Below are 16,156 nucleotides of genomic sequence, written 5' to 3' on the forward strand. Positions count from 1 at the left end.
CACAGTCGTAGTGGACGGGATGGGGGAAGCGACATGGTGCTACGGCTGTTGGCGGGGATCGTCGCGGGCGCGTTGCTGACGGCGGGGGCCGCTGCGGCGGCGCAGGAATATCGCCCGGCCTTCCGTCCCGATCGGATGAAGGGACCGCCGCCCGGCCCCGCCAACGAAGTGCTCGTGCTTGGCACGACGCATCTGTCGGGTCTGCCCAGGGGGTTCGATCCGGCGCTGCTGCAACCGCTGATCGACCGGCTGGCGGCATGGCGACCGGAAGCGATCGCGACCGAGGATCTCTCGGGGCTGCAATGCGACATGCTGCGTCGCTATCCCCGGCGCTATGGCGAAGGCACGCTCGACTATTGCCCGTCGACCACCGCGGGCGCGCAGGCGACCGGGCTGGACGTACCCGCCGCGACTGCCGAAGCCGAGAAGCTGCTCGCGGCATGGCCCAAGGCACCGACGGCGGATCAGCGCCGCCGCCTCGCCGCGCTGTTCCTCGCCGCCGGGGAGCCGGGGTCGGCGCTGGTCCAGTGGCTGCGGCTGCCGATCGCCGAACGGCGTGTCGCGCCCGATTTCCCCGAACCGCTCGTCACCGAACTGGAGCGCCGCCGCGTCCAGCGCAACGAGACGACACTGATCTCCGCGCCGCTCGCCGCGCGGCTGGGGCTGGAGCGGCTGTGGTCGGTCGACGATCACAGCGCCGATTCACCGACGCCGCCCGAGCAGGAAAAGGGATATGAGGCCGCGATCACCCGCGCGTGGGACAATCCGGCGAGCAAGCGCCGCAGGACGATCGACAACGCGCTGACCGCCGACCTGGCGAAGCCCGGCGGGGTGCTCGCACTCTACCGCGCGTACAACGCGCCGGAGACGCAGGCGCTGGTCTTCCCGTCGGACTTCGGCGCGGCGATGATGGAGCCGTCGCCCGAACGCTTCGGGCGCGGCTATCTCGGCTATTGGGAGGTGCGCAACCTGCGGATGGTCGCCAACATCCGCGACGTGCTGGCACAGCGACCGGGCACGCGGCTGCTCGCGATCGTCGGGGCGTCGCACAAGGGATATTACGAGGCGTATCTGAACCAGATGCACGACGTGCGGCTGGTGGATAGCGCGACGGTGCTGCGGTAAGGGGAGGAATCTATCTCCTGCCGTTTGTCCCGAGCGAAGTCGAGGGACGTGCCGCAGGTGCCGTGCATCGTGTTTCGACCGCGCCCGGCACGAACGATCCGGCCTCGACGCCTACCGCCGCCCGAGCGCCACGATCGCCCGCTCGCGCACCCGCTCGACCGCGGCGGCGTGGATGCCGGGAGTCGCCGCCATCACCCCGAAGAATTGCGGGCGCGGCTGGTTGAAGCGCAGCTTGCGCCCGATGGCGTCGGTCACGGTCGCGCCGCCCTCCCGCGCCAGCAGGATACTGGCCGCCACGTCCCATTCATTGCCCCAGCGCAGCGTGGCGAGGAAATCCGCCTCGCCGTTCGCCACCATCGCCATGCGCAGCGCGATCGAATTGGGCTTGACCACCATGGCCAGATCGCGGTCGATCTTCGCCAGCGCGTCGACCGGCGTCCGGCTGCCGTCGAAGGCGGTGCGCCCGCTCACCCCGATGCGCTCGCCGTTGCAGAACGCGCCGCCACCCGCCGTCGCGGTCCACAACTGCCCACGCGCCGGGGCGTGGAGCACGCCCAGCACCGGCTGTCCGTCTTCGACCAGCGCGATCGACACCGCCCAGCCGTCGCGCCCGCGGATATAGTCGCGCGTGCCGTCGATCGGATCGACGATCCACACCCGCCGCCGCGCCAGCCGCACCGCATCGTCGGCGGTCTCCTCCGACAGCCAGCCCGCATCGGGCAGCAGCGCTTCGAGCCGGTCGCGCAATAGCCGGTCGACCGCCAGATCGACCTCGCACACCGGATTGCCCGGCGCCTTTTCCCATGTCGCGAAGTCGCCGTGGAACTGCGTCAGCGCCAGCGCCGCCGCCTCCCCCGCGATCGCGGTCGTGCGCGCCAGCAGCGCCGCGTCAGCCACCGGCGACCGTCATCGCCGCGACGCGCAGCGTGGGGACATTGACCCCCTGTCGGAACTCCAGATCGCCCGCCGCCGACAGGTTCAGCAGCATGTCGCGCAGATTGCCCGCGATGGTGATGCCCGACACCGGCCGGGTGATCTCGCCGCGCTCGATCAGGAAGCCCGATGCGCCGCGACTGTAATCGCCGGTGACGCCGTTCACCCCCTGCCCGATCAGTTCGGTCACCAGCACGCCACGGTCGATGTCGGCGATCAGCGCGTCACGGCTGCCGCTGCCCCCGGCTAGATGAACGTTGCCGGTAGTGACGCCCGGCGGACCGCTCAAGCCGCGCGAGGCATGGCCGGTCGGCGCCAGCGCCAGCTGCCGCGCCGATGCGCTGTCGAGCAGCCATGTCTCCAGCACCCCGTGATCGACCAGCGCCATCGGCGACACCGCCAGTCCCTCGCCGTCGAACGGGCGCGAGCGCAGGCCGTGGGGCAGGTGCGGATCGTCGAGGATCGACAGGTTCGTCGGCAGGATGGCGGTGCCCAGCCGGTCGCGCAGGAAGCTGGTGCCGCGTGCGATCGCCGGGCCGGAAATGCCGCCAAGGATATGGCCGATCAGGCTCGATCCGACGCGCGGGTCGAACACCACCGGCATGACCCCGCCGTCGATCCGCACCGGCCCCAGCCGCGCCACCGCGCGTTCGCCCGCACGGGTCCCCACCTCCGCCGCCGATTCGAGCATCGCGCGGTGGCGTGCGGCGTGATGGGCATGATCGCGCTGCATCCCGTCACCCTGCCCCGCGACGACGCTGGCGGACAGGCCGTGGCTGGTGACGGCATAGCCCTGCGCGAAGCCGTGGCTGGTAGCGAGCGCGACGATCGCGCGGCTGACGCTGGCCGATCCGCCCTCGGAATTGGTCACGCCCGTGACGGCGCGCGCGGCATCCTCCACGGCCATCGCCGTCTCGCGCAGCTGTTGCGGCGACACCTCGCCCCCATCGTCGAGGTCGAGCAGCGGCGGCGCGCCGTGCAACAGCCGCTCCTGTGGCGCGAGGCCCGCCCAGCGATCCTCGGGCGCGGCCTTTGCCATCGCCACCAGCCGCTCGGCCAGTGCATCGAGCCCGGCGTCGGACAGGTCGGAGGTCGAGACGCTCGCCGATCGTCCGCCGACGAAGGCGCGCAGGCCGAGTTCGGCCCCCTCCGACCGCTCGACATCCTCCAGCGCACCCAGCCGCACCGACACCGCCAGCACGGTATCGGCGACGAGGATCGCATCCGCCGCATCGGCACCGTGCGCACGGGCGCGCCGGGTGGCGGCATGGGCACGATCGGCGGCAATGGCGGGGGTCAGCATCGTGCCGACATGGGAAGCGTGGCTCCCGCGCGCAACGCTCACGCCGCCTGCCCGACGACGAGCAGGCCGAGGAACACCAGCAGCCCGGCATCGCGGTTGCTGCGGAACCGGCGCAGCGTGTTCGCGCCGTCGCCCTGCCGCAGCGTCGCGACCTGCCACGACAGGTGCAGCGCGGCGGGCAGCAGCGCGACCAGCGCCAGCACGGCGGGATATACCCGCCACACCGCCCCCAGCCAGCAGGCGATGGCGACGAGGTAGAGCAGCGTCACGCCGGGGCGCACCTTCGCCCCCATCGCCCGCGCCGACGATCGCACCCCGACCATCGCATCGTCCTCGATATCCTGGCAGGCGTAGATAGTGTCGTAGCCGATCACCCATGCGATCGACCCGGCATAGAGCAGCGCCAGCACCGGCCAGTCGCCGACCGCCATCTGCGCCCATGCCACCGGGGCGGCCCAGGAGAACACCATGCCGAGCCACGCCTGCGGCCACCAGGTGATCCGCTTCATGAACGGATAGGCCGCGACCAGCACGAGGCTGGCCAGCGCCACCACCGCCGCGGTCCAGTTCAGTTGCAGCAGCACGACGAAGCCGATCAGGCTGAGCACCACCAGCCACACCCACGCCGCCTTCACCGACACCGCGCCGCTCGCCAGCGGTCGCCTGGCCGTGCGCGCCACCTGCCGGTCGAGGTCGCGATCGACGATGTCGTTGTAGACGCAGCCCGCGCCACGCATCGCGATCGATCCCAGCAGGAACCAGAGCAGCATGTCCCACCGCTCGACCGCGCGACCCGACAGCGCGATCGCCCACGCCCCCGGCCAGAACAGCAGCCACCAGCCGATCGGCCGGTCGAACCGCGCGAGCAGCGCGAAGGGGCGCGCGGGCGGAGGCAGCAGCGCGATCAGGCCGTGATGCTCGGTATCGGCGACATTCTGTGCAGGGGCGTGGGGCGGGTGCGGCATGGCCCCCTGCTGCCACGGCGCGTCGCGAAACGACAGCGTATTTCGGTGTGCGGCGGATCGTTTCGGGAAACATATCGGGTACGCGATCGCACGATCGGCCCACCAGATATTGCGTCATCGCGCATCGGGGCGATCAACATATAGCCGAAACATGAAAATTTCGATCTAGGGAACCGTGATTTTCGGCTGGCGGCGGCGAAGCGTTATGCGTAGCGTGCGCGCCATCGATTCCTTCACCACATGACGCTGCACGGGGGCTGGCCGAGACATGCGATATCGCCGGTGCGCCACCGCTGCCCGCCCCAGGAAAAAGGGGGCGCGCGGCCCCCTTTCCCCTCGGCATCGGTCCTTGGGATCAGACGGCGGTGCCGTCCTCCTCGGTCTCGAACGTCACCGCGACATCGGCGTTGGCCGACAGGCGCACCGTGTCGCCCTCGACCTCGGCGACGAGGCCGCCGTCGATATAGTGATGATGCCCGGCATGCGCCGATTCGGCACCCTCGACCTCGGCACCGCTGTCCTTCTTGGTCAGCTTGATCCGGTCGCCTTCGACCCGGTCGACGGTGCCGACATGGACGCCGTCGGCGCCGATGACTTCGGCATGTTCCTTGATGTTGCTGAGATCGGCCATGATAATCCTCCGTTGGGGGCGGCGGTGAAACGCACGTCCCCGCCGTTGGTCGCATGACCCGGAATGTGATAATCATGCTGGCGCTTGCTCTGGTCGCGAGCGTGGCAGGCCTGCGGCTGTTGCTGCGGCTCAAGTCGCGCGCGACGCCGCAAAGCCGCTATGCGCACGGCATGGTCGGGGTCATGGGGTTGGCGCTCGGGATCATCCTGACGATCTTTGGGATCGCGCAATGGTCGTGGAGCAGCGCGCCATGAACCGATCCGACCGTACCCCCGCGAAGGCGGGGGTCCAGAGCCACAAGCGACGACGTTCGCGACCCTAGGCTCCCGCCTACGCGGGAGCACCAAGATTCAAAGCAACCTCATCGTTCCCCGGAGTACCCCCATGTCGCTCACCGAAGCCCGCAAGCAGTACAAGCCGTTTGAATACCCCTGGGCGTTCGATTTCTGGAAGCGCCAGCAGCAGATCCACTGGATGCCCGAAGAGGTGCCGCTGGGCGAGGACTGCCGCGACTGGGCGCAGAAGCTGACCCCGCACGAACGCAACCTGCTGACCCAGATCTTCCGCTTCTTCACCCAGGCGGACGTGGAGGTGCAGGACTGCTATCACGAGAAATACGGCCGCATCTTCAAGCCGACCGAGATCAAGATGATGCTCGCCGCCTTCTCCAACATGGAGACGGTGCACATCGCGGCGTACAGCCACCTGCTCGACACCATCGGCATGCCCGAGAGCGAGTATGGCGCCTTCCTCGAATATAGCGAGATGAAGGACAAGCACGACTATCTCCAGAACTTCGGCGTCGATACCGACGAGGATATCGCCAAGACGCTGGCGATGTTCGGCGGCTTTACCGAGGGGTTGCAGCTGTTCGCGTCGTTCGCGATGCTGATGAACTTCCCGCGCTTCAACAAGATGAAGGGCATGGGGCAGATCGTATCGTGGTCGGTCCGCGACGAGAGCCTGCACTGCGAAGGCATCATCCGCCTGTTCCACGCCTTCACCAAGGAGCGCGACTGCCTGACCAAGTCGGTCAAGGACGACATCGCCGACATGTGCCAGACGACGGTGCGGCTGGAGGATGCGTTCATCGACCTGGCGTTCGAGATGGGCCCGGTCCACGGCATGACCGCCAAGGAGATCAAGAAGTATATCCGCTACATCGCCGACTGGCGGCTGGGGCAACTGGGCCTCAAGCCGATCTACCTGATCGACGAACACCCCCTGCCGTGGCTCGCCCCGCTGCTGAACGGCGTGGAGCACGCCAACTTCTTCGAGCAGCGCGCGACCGAATATTCCAAGGCGGCGACCCGCGGCAACTGGAACGAGGTGTGGGACGGCTTCGACAAGCGCCGCAAGGCCAAGGCGCTGCCGGTGGCCACCGAGGAGGCGAGCGGGATGGGGGATATGTTCGGGGGCGTGGCGGCGGAGTGAGCCGCGCCGGGCAAGGGGCGGCATACGCTGCCCCGCGCCAACAGGCGCGGCCGGCCGGCGGCGCGGAAAGCGCCGACCGACGGCACGGGCTATGCCCGTGCCGGCTCCAAACTATACAAACTTTACACTCGTGACGGTGTTTTTGGATGTGTCGCGAAGCCGAAGACACGGTGTGTGGAATCGACGCTGGGAAAGACCGGCGAGAGCCTGTCACGGTCCGGGTGGTGTAGGAAAGGCGTTTTGCTTACCTGCTGTCATTCCGGCGCAGGCGGGAAGCCATAACCACCGTCGGTGATACTGAAACCGCAACGTCAGCGCCTATGGACTCGCGCCTCCGAGGGAGTGACGACAGGTCGTTACCGCCCCCGCCGCACCGGCACCCGGAAGTCGGCGGGCTTGTCCGCCACCCATGCCACGAACCGCGCCACCGCCGGGACCGCGCGCAAGGCGTCGAGATCGGCCAGCGGCCCCGCCAGTTCGGCGTTGGTCGCGCTGGCGTGGATGGTGCGGTGGCAGATCGGGTGGACCGGCACCGTCTCGCGCCCGCCCTCGCTCCTGGGCACGCGGTGGTGCCATTCGACCTGCGTGCCGATCACCCGGCCGCACAGCGCGCAGACGACCGGTTCCGCCGCCCGCGCGGCCAGCGCTTCGGCAGCGGCGAGCCCCGCCTTGCGCTTCACCCGTCCTGCCATGCCGATCGCTCCCGTCGCCGTATCGAGCAATATCGGCATCCGACCGGACGATCGCAAGTGGAGCGGCAGTTCCCGGCCCCGCCCCGCAGATGAACGCCAGATGAAGGAACCGTCCGCAGCGTACAATGGTTGAGCAGCGGCAAGTTAAGGCAAAAGGGAGAAACCCCATGAACCGCATGACATTGCTGATCGCCGCGACCGCAACCGCGCTGACCGCCACCCCGTCGATGGCACGCCCGCGCAGCGTACCGGTCTATTCGGACTACAACCACTATTATCTCGACTACAAGACCGACATCTCCGAAGCGAAGCGCGAACTGCGCAAGGATCTCGCCCGCGCCGACGATGCCGCCTCGCGCGAGGATGCGTGGGCCGAATACCGCCGCGAGATCGCCGATGCGAAACACGACTTCCGCAAGGAAATGGCCGAACGCGGCATGATCGTGCGCAACGGCCGGGTCACGGTCGAGGAATAAGCGCTCCCCCACGTCCTACGGGGAACAGGCCGCCGGGTTCGCGCCCGGCGGCCTTTTTTCACGCCCAACGAAAAACCCCGGACGTCGCCGCCCGGGGTTTCCGTTACGCAATTACCGGGGCGGGTCCCGATACGCCGGACCCGCCCGAACCGTCGCTTAAAAGTGGGTCGTCAGACCCAGCATCGGGCGGAAGCTGTGCGCCGAACCGAAGGTCGACACTTCGCCGCGCAGGCGGACGCCCGAGTTGCCGGTGATGCCGCCCAGCCCGATGTCCTTCGGGCCGACCTCGAAACCGGCGCCATAGGTCATCTCGTGATAGTCGCGGCTGTCGTTGCCGAACCGGTCGAAATTGACCCAGCGATAGCCGACCTTGCCGTAGATCAGGCCCGAGTCGCCGGCGCGCACGCCGAACCGGCCCGCCGCGCCGTAATCCCAGTCGATGTCGCCCGACACGCCCTTCGACACGCTGCCCTCGGCACCGACGAACACCGGGCCCAGCGGCACGTTGAAGCCGACGATACCCTCGACCAGCGCGCCGTTCAGCTTGTCGTTGCGCGGGACCAGCGGGATACCGGCCTTGGTGCGCTCGGAATCGAACTGCTCCCAGCCGCCCATGACGGCGACGTACGGCTCGAACCCGATGCCGCTGGTGCCGTCGGGTGCGCGCACGGCGGGGGCGGGCTCGGTGGTCGCGGGGGCGGCGGGATCCTGCGCATAGGTGGTATCCTGTGCGAAGGCCGGCGCGGCGACGAACGCGGCGGCTGCGGCGGCGACAGTGATAAGCGTACGCATACATAACCTCTTCGTACTAACGACCCCGGCATCGAACGCGCGCCGGTTTGGCCGTGGCCCCTCTGAACCCCGTGGCCGGTGGGTTGTTGCATCGCGCCAGACATATTGGATACGGAAGGCGGAACCTGTTGCACCACGGCAACGGTATCTGTCGCCCGGATGAACGAACCAAGGCAGACTGCCCGAATTTGGGTAGCAACATGGCCACAGCGGTGCTGCGATGCGGCGACAGGCACCACGGAAACCTATGCTGCGCCGCGAGTTGTTCCGGGGGCGGCAGGCTTCGTCCGCCGCGGACGCAAGGACAGGGGAGCGCAGGCGCATGGCCCAGCGGATCGTCATCGTCGGTGCAGGTTTCGGCGGGATCGCCGCTGCCCAGGCGCTGAGGAACAGCGATGCCGAGATCACGCTGATCGACCGGACCAACCATCATCTGTTCCAGCCGCTGCTGTATCAGGTCGCGGGCGCGGCGCTGTCGCCCGCCGATATCGCCACCGCCAACCGCGCGCTGCTGCGGCGGCAGCGCAACGTGCGGGTGCTGATGGCGGAGGCGAGCGGCGTGGACGTCGACGCGCGGGAACTGTGCCTGTCGGACGGGCGGCGGATCGGCTATGATCATCTCATCCTCGCGACCGGGGCGGCCTACAGCTTCTTCGGCAACGACGACTGGGCGGACCATGCCTATGTCCTTAAGTCGATCGACGATGCGCTGGCGATCCGCGCCGCGCTGCTCGGCGCGTTCGAGCGGGCGGAGCAGTGCGACGATCCGGCGCAGGTACGGCAACTGCTGACCTTTGCGGTCGTCGGCGGCGGCCCGACCGGCGTCGAGATGGCCGGAACGATCGCCGAACTCGCGCGCACCACGCTCGCCCGCGACTTCGCGCACATCGACCCGCGCGCCAGCCGGGTGATCCTGTGCGAGATGGGGGACCGCATCCTGAGCGCGTTCGATCCCGCGCTGTCGGCATCGGCGAAGCGCGCGCTCGAATCGCTCGGCGTCGAGGTGCGCACCGGCACGGCGGTGCAGGCGATCGACGCCGACGGGTTGACGCTGGGCGAGGAGCGGATCGATGCCGCCGCCGTCGTGTGGGCGGCGGGCACGGCGGCGCGTCCGGCGGCGAAATGGCTGGACGCGGACGCCGCGCGCAACGGCGCGGTCAAGGTCGGTCCCGATTGTTCGGTGCCGGGCCATCCCGAAATCTTCGCGATCGGCGACGTGGCGAGCTTCGACGGCGGCGACGGCCCCCTCCCCGGCCTCGCGCCCGTCGCGAAGCAGCAGGGGGCGTTCGTCGGCAGACTGCTGGCTGCCCGCATCGCCGGACGGCAGGCGCCCGACCGGTTCCGCTACCGCGATTACGGCACGATGGCGGTGATCGGCCGCTCGCGCGCGGTGGCGGAGATCGCGGGGATGAAGCTCAAGGGCTTCGTCGCATGGCTGGCGTGGTCGCTCGTCCACCTGATGCTGCTGGTCGATTTCCGCAGCCGGGTGGCGGTGTACGTCAACTGGTCGTGGTCGTGGTTCACCTATGGCCGGGGCGCACGGTTGCTGACCGGCTATGCGCCGGAACCGGGGGAGAAGCCGCGACCGCCGGTGCTGGAGGATTGAAGCTCCCCTCCCTTGTCAGGATTCCTCTGCGAAAGTCCCTTTCTGTACCCCCGCGCAGGCGGGGGTCCAGGAGCCGCGGACGCAAGCCGTTGTTCTACCTGGCTCTGGACCCCCGCCTGCGCGGGGGTACGGCAGGATCAAGCGCTGACCTTGGACTTTCGTACAGAAATCCTTGTCAGCGAGGGCAAAAGCCCGAGACGCAGACGGCCCGCCCGCATTCCTGCGGACAGGCCGTCCCTCGTCCGTCAACCAGCCATCAGCCGACGCGCGATCCCGCCATCGGGAAGCTGCCGAAGGCGCCCGCGCCCACGGTGCCGCTGATCGTGTCGCCCTCGACGGTCGCCTCGCAGTCGAGCGTCATCGGGAACGGCACGACGATGGCGACCTTCCAGCTGAGCTTGTCGCCGTCCACCTTGCCGTCGGTGATCGGGACCGATCCCATCACCCCCGAATAGGCGCCGGTGAAGGTCGACCCGTCGCTCTTCACGCTCAGCGTCGCCTGCTGGTCGCCCATCGGCGATTTGGTGACGGTATCCCAGCTTCCATCCACGTTCGCCATCGTCGCTCTCCTTACTTGCCGCCGGTTCCGGCCGCGGCAGCCTGCGGCTTCACCACCTCCACCGGCAGGCCGAGCGCGTCAAGCTGCGGACGGACGGTCGCGGCATTGCCGACCACGACATAGACGAAGCGATTGGGGTCGAGCGTCGCGCGTGCCGCCGCGTCGAGCTGCTGCGGGGTCAGCGCCTTGTACTTCTGCGGCAGCGTCGCCTGGTAACTGTCCGGACGGCCGAGGAAGTCGTTGCTGCGCATCGCCGCGAGCACCGCGCCGGACGTTTCATAGGTTCCGGCAAGCTGCCGCGTCTCGCCGTCGATCGAGCGGCGGAATTCGACCGGCGTGACCCCGTTGGCCCCGAGGAACCCGCTGATCTGTTCGCGCAGCGACGCGATCGCCGGACCGGTCTTGTCCGCCTGCACCGGCGCGGTGATGACATAGGGCACCGCATTCTGCATCAGCCGGTAGCCGCCGCCCGCGCCGTAGGACCAGTGCTTCGCCTCGCGCAGGTCCATGTTGATCCGGCTGAGGAAGCCCGAACCCAGCACCGTGTTGGCGGTGGTGGCGGCCAGCGTGTCCGACTTCGCGTTCAGCGGCGTCATCTCGGCGGCGACGATCAGCGACTGCGGCGAATCGGGCCGGTCGACCAACACGATCTTCGGCGTCGTCGTCGCGCGTTGCGCCGGGAAGGTCTTGGTGCCCGGCGTGCCGGTAGCGCGCCAGTCGCCCAGCGCCGCGTTCAGCGCCGCCTGCACCTCGGCCAGCGGCCGGTCGGACACGACGAACACCTTCGCCTTGTCCGGACGCAGCCAGGCCTGGCGCCATGCCAGCAGATCCTCGCGCTTGAGCGAGGCGACCGCCGCCGGATCGCCGACGCCCGCCGCCAGCTTGGCATAGGGCGAATCGGTGCCGTAGAGCAGCGGCGGCAGCGTCATGTCGGCCAGCCCCTGCGGGCTGGTGCGCTGCTGGCCGATCTGCGCCAGCGTCTGCCCGCGCACCCGCTCGATCTCCGCCGGGTCGAACGCCGGGTTCTTGAGCATATCGGCGAACAGCATCGTCGCGCTGTTGAGATTGGCGCTGGGCACATCGAAGCCGACATTGGTCTGGTCGGCGGAATTGCCGCCGCCGGTCGACATGCCGAGGCGCTCCTTGGCCTCCGCCAGCGCGATCGAGTTGTACGTCGTGGTACCCTCGTCGAGCAGCCCGAGCGTCATGCCAGCGGTGCCGAGCTTGCCGGGCACGTCGGCGGCGATGCCCGCGTCGAACGCCAGCGACACCTGCGTCACCGGCACGGCGGTGCGCTGCGCATAGACCAGTTCCATCCCGTTCGACAGGCGGCTGCGTACCACCTGCGGGAACTGAAGCTGCCCGCCGGTGTCGCTGACGCCGGGCATGGTGCCGCGCGTGCCCTTGGCCGGGCCTTCGGCGCTCGCCGGGGTCGGCTTGCTGGTGTCGGCGACCTTGGGGACCGCCTTGGCCTCCTCATAGCCCTCGCGCGCGCCGGGGACGACGACCAGCGTGTACGCCGGGCGCGACATCCACTTGGCGGCGACCGCCTTCGCCTGCGCCGGGGTGACGGCGGCCATCGCGGTCAGCTCCTTCTTGTAGAAGCCGGGGTCGTTGGAATAGAGCTCCCCCTGCGCCAGCGCGACCGCCTTGCCGCCGAAGCCGCCGACCGATTCCAGCCCGCTGATCGTCCGCGACACGTTGGTCGTGACCACCCGCGCCACTTCGTCGGCGGTGGGGCCGGTGCGCAGATAGTCGGCGATCATCTGGTCCAGCTTCGCCTCGACCAGCTTGGCATCGACGCCCGGCCGCACGACCGCGCGCACGATCAGCATGCCCGCCTGCGACAGCGACTGGACGCCCGCCGACACCTGCACCGCCAGCTTCTCGCGCTTGACCAGTTCATTGTCGAGCCGCGACGAGGCCAGCCCGCCGAACGCGCCCATCGCCACGTCGAGCGCGGGCGAATCGGGATCGTTCAGGCCCGGCACCGGCCAGACCTTCATGATCATGGTCGCGGCGACGCGATCCTTCATCTCCTCGCGGACCGGCGCGGCGAGCGTCGGCACGTCGATCTTCGGCAGGACCGATTCCGGGCCCTTCGGGATCGCGCCGAAATATTTCTCGACCAGCGGGCGCGCTTCCTTGGCGTCGATGTCGCCCGCGAGCACGAGGACGGCGTTGTTCGGACCGTAATGGCCGCGGAACCACGACTTCACATCCTCGAGGCTGGCGGCATCGAGATCGGCCATCGAACCGATCACCGAGTGGCGATAGGGATGGCCCTGCGGGAAGATACCTTCGGTAATCTTGTAGCGGACGAGGCCATAGGGCTGGTTGTCGCCCTGCCGCTTCTCGTTCTGCACGACGCCGCGCTGTTCATCGAGCACGCCCTGCGTCACCGCGCCGAGCAGATAGCCCATGCGATCGGATTCGAGGAACAGCGCCCGGTCGAGCGCGGGCTTGGGCACCGTCTCGAAATAATTGGTGCGGTCATAGCTGGTCGTGCCGTTAAGGTCGGTCGCGCCGATCGAGCGCAGCGGATCGAAGAAATCGCCCGGCGCATTCTCCGAACCGTTGAACATGAGATGCTCGAACAGATGCGCGAAGCCGGTCTTGCCCTCCGGTTCATGCTTCGAGCCGACGTCATACCATACCGACACCGCGACGATCGGCGCCTTGCGATCGGTATGGGTGATGACGGTCAGCCCGTTGGGCAGGGTGAACTTCTCATAGGGAATGTTGACCGGCGCGACGAGCGCGGAGAGCGGCGCGGCCTTCACCGGCGGAGGCGCGGGCTGGTTGGTCTGGGCAAGCGCGGGCACGCCCCCCAGCGCGCTCGAAGCCAGCAGGACGGACGCCAAGGTACGAAGCATTCGCAAACCCCCATCGATATCGATAATCGGAATGGGCAAGGTGTATGGCGCACGCCCGCCCCGCGCAAGACGGGATTTTTCCGGTCCGTTTCCTGCCCGAACCTTGCCGCTTCGCCGCGCCCGGCTTGCGCGGATGTAACATATGATGTCCCCCGCGATGAGCGGAGCCGAAGCCGGGTTGGCGCGTATTCACAACCACGATCCGGTGGTTATGTTGCGTCGCATCATGGTGGAAACCTTTCAGATGCTTCGCAGCCAAGTGCTTCATTCCGAACCGTTCGACCGACTGATGTCGGTCGGCTGGGAGGAAACCGGGGCGTTGATCCTCGCGATCGGTGCGGTGGCGTTCATGTCCCTCGTCGGCATGATCCGCGCCCGCTGAGCGAAGACGAAGCAATCCCGCCGCGCCGCAGCATCGCTGCGGCTGCGGTACCGTGGAACGACCTATACGAGGAATGAATATGCGACCGTTCGTTGCGACGATGGCCTGCGCCCTGCTTGCGGCCTGCAATGGCGCCAATTCGCGGACCGTGGAGGTCCCGACCAGCGAGAATGGGGTGAGCCTGCGCACGCTGGTGGACACGCCGGTCGCGGGCGACGGGCGCGAACGCTATCCGCTGGAGGGCACGGTGATCCCGACGCCGTCCGATCCGCAGTCGCGTTACGAACTGCTGCGCCAGCGCCGCACCGCCGTCGGCACGACCATCGCGATCCTGCGCCAGCAGCGCGGCGACCGCGTGGCCTATGCCCGGACCGAGGTGGACTGCGCGAACAACCAGTTCCACATCGTCGGGGTCGCCGATACCCGCGCGCATGTCGAAACCTATACCGCCCACGACGGCCCGCTGCGCTCGACCGACGGCATGCCGCTGCGCCAGGAGCTGTCGCGCTTCATCTGCGACCGCGCCAGCGCCTGACGCGCTATTCCTTGACCGGCGGCACGGCGGGCGGCGCGACCGCCGCGTCGAATTCCGGGTCGGCAGGCGCGGCGGGAACGCCGCTGCGCCGCCGCTCGAAGCTGGTCAGCAGGAAGAACAGCAGGTTGCTGCCCTGCGTCAGCGCGCCGCCCGCCAGCAGCAGCCCGGCCATCGCCGCGCGCGGGCCGTCGACGATATGGCTCATCTCCAGCGCGGCGGACAGGAACAGCAGGTCGCGGTTGGGCACCACCGGCAGGCGGCTGATGACCATCTGCACCGTCAGGAACGTGACCCACACGCTCCACGGCTCGGTGGGCAGCACCACTGCCCATTGCGTCGCCTGCAACAGCACCACCACCGCGATGCGCCCGACATGGATGCCGAACACCGCCGCCGCCGTGCGCCAGGTGATCGTCAGGATCTGACGGCGCAACCGCAGCAGCAGCGGCAGCAGGAACCCCGCGGCCAGCAGCGCGGCGATCACCACCCCGCCCGCCGAATGCAGCCAGTCGGCGATCCACTTCGCCCGGCCCGTCGCCATGAACACCAGCAGCAGCGCCGAGGTGATCCCCGCCGAGGCGAGCGCGGAGAGGATCGCATTGTCCTTGATCGCCAGCAGCAGCGTCCTGCTCGCGATGCCCAGCCGCTGGCGCGCCCAGACGAACAGGTACAATTCGCCCGAATAGCCGACGAACGCGGAATTGAAGACCCGCTTGCGCACGAACACCGGCAGGGCGCCGGGCAGCGGGCGACCGAGCAGCAGGCGGAAGATCCACACCTCCGACACCGGCAGCGCCATGAACATCACGACGAACAGGAGGTAGAACCACGGGTTGCGCGGCAGCGCCGCCGCCACCGCACCCCAGCCGATCGCGCGCACCTTCAGGATCAGCCACACGAGCACGCCGACGAAGAACAGCGCGCGCAGCACCCGCCCGGCGATCTTCGCCGCCGGGGTTTCCGACCACGCCTGCAACGCGGCCAACCGCTCGGCGAAGGTCAAGCGAACACCCCGGCGCGGCGCGAATCGGCGACGAACGCCGCGAATGCCGCGCGCGTCCCGGCATCGAGGCGGAAGCGCGAATGGCGCCATACCCCGCCCGGCAGGAACCGGCGCAGCGCATATTCGATCGCGGCGGCGGGAGTATTGCGCACCCGCCGCTCGAAATGATCGCGCTCCCACGTATTGCCGCCGTGGAAGGCGCGGACGAACAGCCCCGGCGCGTCCAGCACGCCGATCGCATCGGCCGCCCAGTGGCCGAGGAAATCGGTATCCTCGCCGCGCCGCTTCTCGGGATAGCGCGCTTGCCGGTCGGCGCGGTGGACGATGCTGCCCGGTACGCCCGGCTCCAGCGTGCCGACATAGGGGTGGTCGAACCATTCGGGCGCATCGAGGTGCATCAGCGTGCCGCGCAGCACGCAGGCGGCCTTGCCCGCATCCAGCACCGCCAACTGCCGCGACAGGCGGGTCGGGTGATACCAGTCATCGTCGTCCCACTGCGCCACGACCTGCCCCCGCGCCCGGTCGAGCGAACGGTTGCGCAACCGGCCGAGCGTAGTGTCGGGGGTCTTCGCCACCCGGTCATAGACCAGCCGGTCGGGCGGGATCGCGGCGAACAGCGGCGTATAATCCGCGTCGCCGTCGTCGATCACCACCAGTTCGCGGTTGCCGTGCGTCTGCGCCAGGAAGCAATCCACCGCCCGCCGCGCGAGGCGAGCACGGTTCGCCGTCACCATCACGCAGCTGACGCGCGCGCCATCGTCCGACCAGTTCATCGCCCGCGCCTTAAGCGCCGGACCGGGTTTGAGCAATGGGCCCGGCCCGCACTGGCGCGGACGCCGCCCGG

17 protein-coding genes are annotated in these 16,156 nt (G+C 68.9%); 7 read left to right on the top strand and 10 right to left on the bottom strand.

Going from position 1 to position 16,156, the window contains the following annotated elements; genetic code table 11:
* The first annotated feature begins 33 nt into the window (after nt 1-33).
* Complete coding sequence (locus tag ABLE43_RS07115) at nt 34-1,125, top strand: DUF5694 domain-containing protein (RefSeq protein WP_348977789.1); 1,092 nt, start codon at nt 34-36, stop codon at nt 1,123-1,125.
* A gap of 111 nt (nt 1,126-1,236) precedes the next feature.
* Here ABLE43_RS07115 and ABLE43_RS07120 read toward each other — a convergent pair whose 3' ends face one another.
* From ABLE43_RS07120 to ABLE43_RS07135, 4 genes are all read right to left on the bottom strand, one after another.
* Nucleotides 1,237-2,022 carry a 3'(2'),5'-bisphosphate nucleotidase CysQ gene (locus ABLE43_RS07120; RefSeq protein ID WP_348977790.1) on the bottom strand — a complete coding sequence of 262 codons (786 nt, stop codon included), beginning with the start codon at nt 2,020-2,022 and terminating at the stop codon, nt 1,237-1,239.
* Nucleotides 2,015-3,361 carry a TldD/PmbA family protein gene (locus tag ABLE43_RS07125; protein ID WP_348977916.1) on the bottom strand — a complete coding sequence of 449 codons (1,347 nt, stop codon included), beginning with the start codon at nt 3,359-3,361 and terminating at the stop codon, nt 2,015-2,017. Before ABLE43_RS07125 ends, ABLE43_RS07120 begins: the two co-directional genes overlap by 8 nt.
* A gap of 38 nt (nt 3,362-3,399) precedes the next feature.
* Nucleotides 3,400-4,326 (bottom strand): 4-hydroxybenzoate octaprenyltransferase, encoded by a 927-nt coding sequence (ubiA, locus tag ABLE43_RS07130; RefSeq protein ID WP_348977791.1) that lies wholly within the window; start codon nt 4,324-4,326, stop codon nt 3,400-3,402.
* A 355-nt stretch (nt 4,327-4,681) separates the two neighbouring features.
* The gene (locus ABLE43_RS07135; RefSeq protein ID WP_348977792.1) at nt 4,682-4,957 is read right to left on the bottom strand and encodes a DUF2171 domain-containing protein; all 276 of its coding nucleotides are present in this window, start codon (nt 4,955-4,957) and stop codon (nt 4,682-4,684) included.
* A gap of 74 nt (nt 4,958-5,031) precedes the next feature.
* Between ABLE43_RS07135 and ABLE43_RS07140 the strand changes: the two genes are divergently transcribed.
* Nucleotides 5,032-5,211: a hypothetical protein gene (locus ABLE43_RS07140; RefSeq protein ID WP_348977793.1), complete on the top strand. Its 180-nt coding sequence runs from the start codon at nt 5,032-5,034 to the stop codon at nt 5,209-5,211.
* Between the two features lie 130 nt (nt 5,212-5,341).
* Complete coding sequence (locus ABLE43_RS07145; protein ID WP_348977794.1) at nt 5,342-6,391, top strand: ribonucleotide-diphosphate reductase subunit beta; 1,050 nt, start codon at nt 5,342-5,344, stop codon at nt 6,389-6,391.
* A 356-nt stretch (nt 6,392-6,747) separates the two neighbouring features.
* Here ABLE43_RS07145 and ABLE43_RS07150 read toward each other — a convergent pair whose 3' ends face one another.
* Entirely contained in the window at nt 6,748-7,083 is a 336-nt protein-coding gene (locus tag ABLE43_RS07150; protein ID WP_348977795.1) for an HNH endonuclease family protein, read from the bottom strand.
* A gap of 167 nt (nt 7,084-7,250) precedes the next feature.
* On the opposite strand from ABLE43_RS07150, the gene ABLE43_RS07155 reads away from it, so the two are divergent.
* The gene (locus tag ABLE43_RS07155; protein ID WP_348977796.1) at nt 7,251-7,559 is read left to right on the top strand and encodes a hypothetical protein; all 309 of its coding nucleotides are present in this window, start codon (nt 7,251-7,253) and stop codon (nt 7,557-7,559) included.
* A gap of 156 nt (nt 7,560-7,715) precedes the next feature.
* Here the strand turns inward: ABLE43_RS07155 and ABLE43_RS07160 are convergent, their stop codons facing one another.
* Nucleotides 7,716-8,351: an outer membrane protein gene (locus tag ABLE43_RS07160; RefSeq protein ID WP_348977797.1), complete on the bottom strand. Its 636-nt coding sequence runs from the start codon at nt 8,349-8,351 to the stop codon at nt 7,716-7,718.
* A 322-nt stretch (nt 8,352-8,673) separates the two neighbouring features.
* Between ABLE43_RS07160 and ABLE43_RS07165 the strand changes: the two genes are divergently transcribed.
* Nucleotides 8,674-9,957, top strand: coding sequence for an NAD(P)/FAD-dependent oxidoreductase (locus tag ABLE43_RS07165; protein WP_348977798.1), 1,284 nt, complete (start codon nt 8,674-8,676; stop codon nt 9,955-9,957).
* A 256-nt stretch (nt 9,958-10,213) separates the two neighbouring features.
* Here the strand turns inward: ABLE43_RS07165 and ABLE43_RS07170 are convergent, their stop codons facing one another.
* Together ABLE43_RS07170 and ABLE43_RS07175 are read right to left on the bottom strand one after the other, a co-directional pair.
* Complete coding sequence (locus tag ABLE43_RS07170; protein WP_348977799.1) at nt 10,214-10,516, bottom strand: hypothetical protein; 303 nt, start codon at nt 10,514-10,516, stop codon at nt 10,214-10,216.
* An 11-nt stretch (nt 10,517-10,527) separates the two neighbouring features.
* Nucleotides 10,528-13,392, bottom strand: a complete 2,865-nt coding sequence (locus ABLE43_RS07175; RefSeq protein WP_348977800.1) for a M16 family metallopeptidase — start codon at nt 13,390-13,392, stop codon at nt 10,528-10,530.
* A 142-nt stretch (nt 13,393-13,534) separates the two neighbouring features.
* Between ABLE43_RS07175 and ABLE43_RS07180 the strand changes: the two genes are divergently transcribed.
* Together ABLE43_RS07180 and ABLE43_RS07185 are read left to right on the top strand one after the other, a co-directional pair.
* Complete coding sequence (locus tag ABLE43_RS07180) at nt 13,535-13,774, top strand: hypothetical protein (protein WP_348977801.1); 240 nt, start codon at nt 13,535-13,537, stop codon at nt 13,772-13,774.
* A gap of 79 nt (nt 13,775-13,853) precedes the next feature.
* Nucleotides 13,854-14,309 carry a hypothetical protein gene (locus tag ABLE43_RS07185; RefSeq protein WP_348977802.1) on the top strand — a complete coding sequence of 152 codons (456 nt, stop codon included), beginning with the start codon at nt 13,854-13,856 and terminating at the stop codon, nt 14,307-14,309.
* Between the two features lie 4 nt (nt 14,310-14,313).
* Here ABLE43_RS07185 and ABLE43_RS07190 read toward each other — a convergent pair whose 3' ends face one another.
* Both ABLE43_RS07190 and ABLE43_RS07195 read right to left on the bottom strand, forming a co-directional pair.
* Entirely contained in the window at nt 14,314-15,312 is a 999-nt protein-coding gene (locus tag ABLE43_RS07190) for a hypothetical protein (protein WP_348977803.1), read from the bottom strand.
* Nucleotides 15,309-16,085 (bottom strand): glycosyltransferase family A protein, encoded by a 777-nt coding sequence (locus tag ABLE43_RS07195; RefSeq protein WP_348977804.1) that lies wholly within the window; start codon nt 16,083-16,085, stop codon nt 15,309-15,311. Before ABLE43_RS07195 ends, ABLE43_RS07190 begins: the two co-directional genes overlap by 4 nt.
* Nucleotides 16,086-16,156 lie beyond the last annotated feature (71 nt).

Source organism: Sphingomonas silueang, from assembly GCF_040049155.1.
In the GTDB taxonomy this organism is placed as follows: Bacteria; Pseudomonadota; Alphaproteobacteria; order Sphingomonadales; family Sphingomonadaceae; genus Sphingomonas; species Sphingomonas silueang.

Bases quoted from the DNA above. Each gene is read 5' to 3' on its own strand.
- ABLE43_RS07115 (WP_348977789.1), top strand. From the start codon at position 34: ATGGTGCTACGGCTGTTGGCGGGGATCGTCGCGGGCGCGTTGCTGACG.
- ABLE43_RS07125 (WP_348977916.1), bottom strand. From the start codon at position 3,361: ATGCTGACCCCCGCCATTGCCGCCGATCGTGCCCATGCCGCCACCCGG.
- ubiA (WP_348977791.1), bottom strand. From the start codon at position 4,326: ATGCCGCACCCGCCCCACGCCCCTGCACAGAATGTCGCCGATACCGAG.
- ABLE43_RS07135 (WP_348977792.1), bottom strand. From the start codon at position 4,957: ATGGCCGATCTCAGCAACATCAAGGAACATGCCGAAGTCATCGGCGCC.
- ABLE43_RS07140 (WP_348977793.1), top strand. From the start codon at position 5,032: ATGCTGGCGCTTGCTCTGGTCGCGAGCGTGGCAGGCCTGCGGCTGTTG.
- ABLE43_RS07145 (WP_348977794.1), top strand. From the start codon at position 5,342: ATGTCGCTCACCGAAGCCCGCAAGCAGTACAAGCCGTTTGAATACCCC.
- ABLE43_RS07150 (WP_348977795.1), bottom strand. From the start codon at position 7,083: ATGGCAGGACGGGTGAAGCGCAAGGCGGGGCTCGCCGCTGCCGAAGCG.
- ABLE43_RS07155 (WP_348977796.1), top strand. From the start codon at position 7,251: ATGAACCGCATGACATTGCTGATCGCCGCGACCGCAACCGCGCTGACC.
- ABLE43_RS07160 (WP_348977797.1), bottom strand. From the start codon at position 8,351: ATGCGTACGCTTATCACTGTCGCCGCCGCAGCCGCCGCGTTCGTCGCC.
- ABLE43_RS07165 (WP_348977798.1), top strand. From the start codon at position 8,674: ATGGCCCAGCGGATCGTCATCGTCGGTGCAGGTTTCGGCGGGATCGCC.
- ABLE43_RS07170 (WP_348977799.1), bottom strand. From the start codon at position 10,516: ATGGCGAACGTGGATGGAAGCTGGGATACCGTCACCAAATCGCCGATG.
- ABLE43_RS07175 (WP_348977800.1), bottom strand. From the start codon at position 13,392: ATGCTTCGTACCTTGGCGTCCGTCCTGCTGGCTTCGAGCGCGCTGGGG.
- ABLE43_RS07180 (WP_348977801.1), top strand. From the start codon at position 13,535: ATGATGTCCCCCGCGATGAGCGGAGCCGAAGCCGGGTTGGCGCGTATT.
- ABLE43_RS07185 (WP_348977802.1), top strand. From the start codon at position 13,854: ATGCGACCGTTCGTTGCGACGATGGCCTGCGCCCTGCTTGCGGCCTGC.
- ABLE43_RS07195 (WP_348977804.1), bottom strand. From the start codon at position 16,085: ATGAACTGGTCGGACGATGGCGCGCGCGTCAGCTGCGTGATGGTGACG.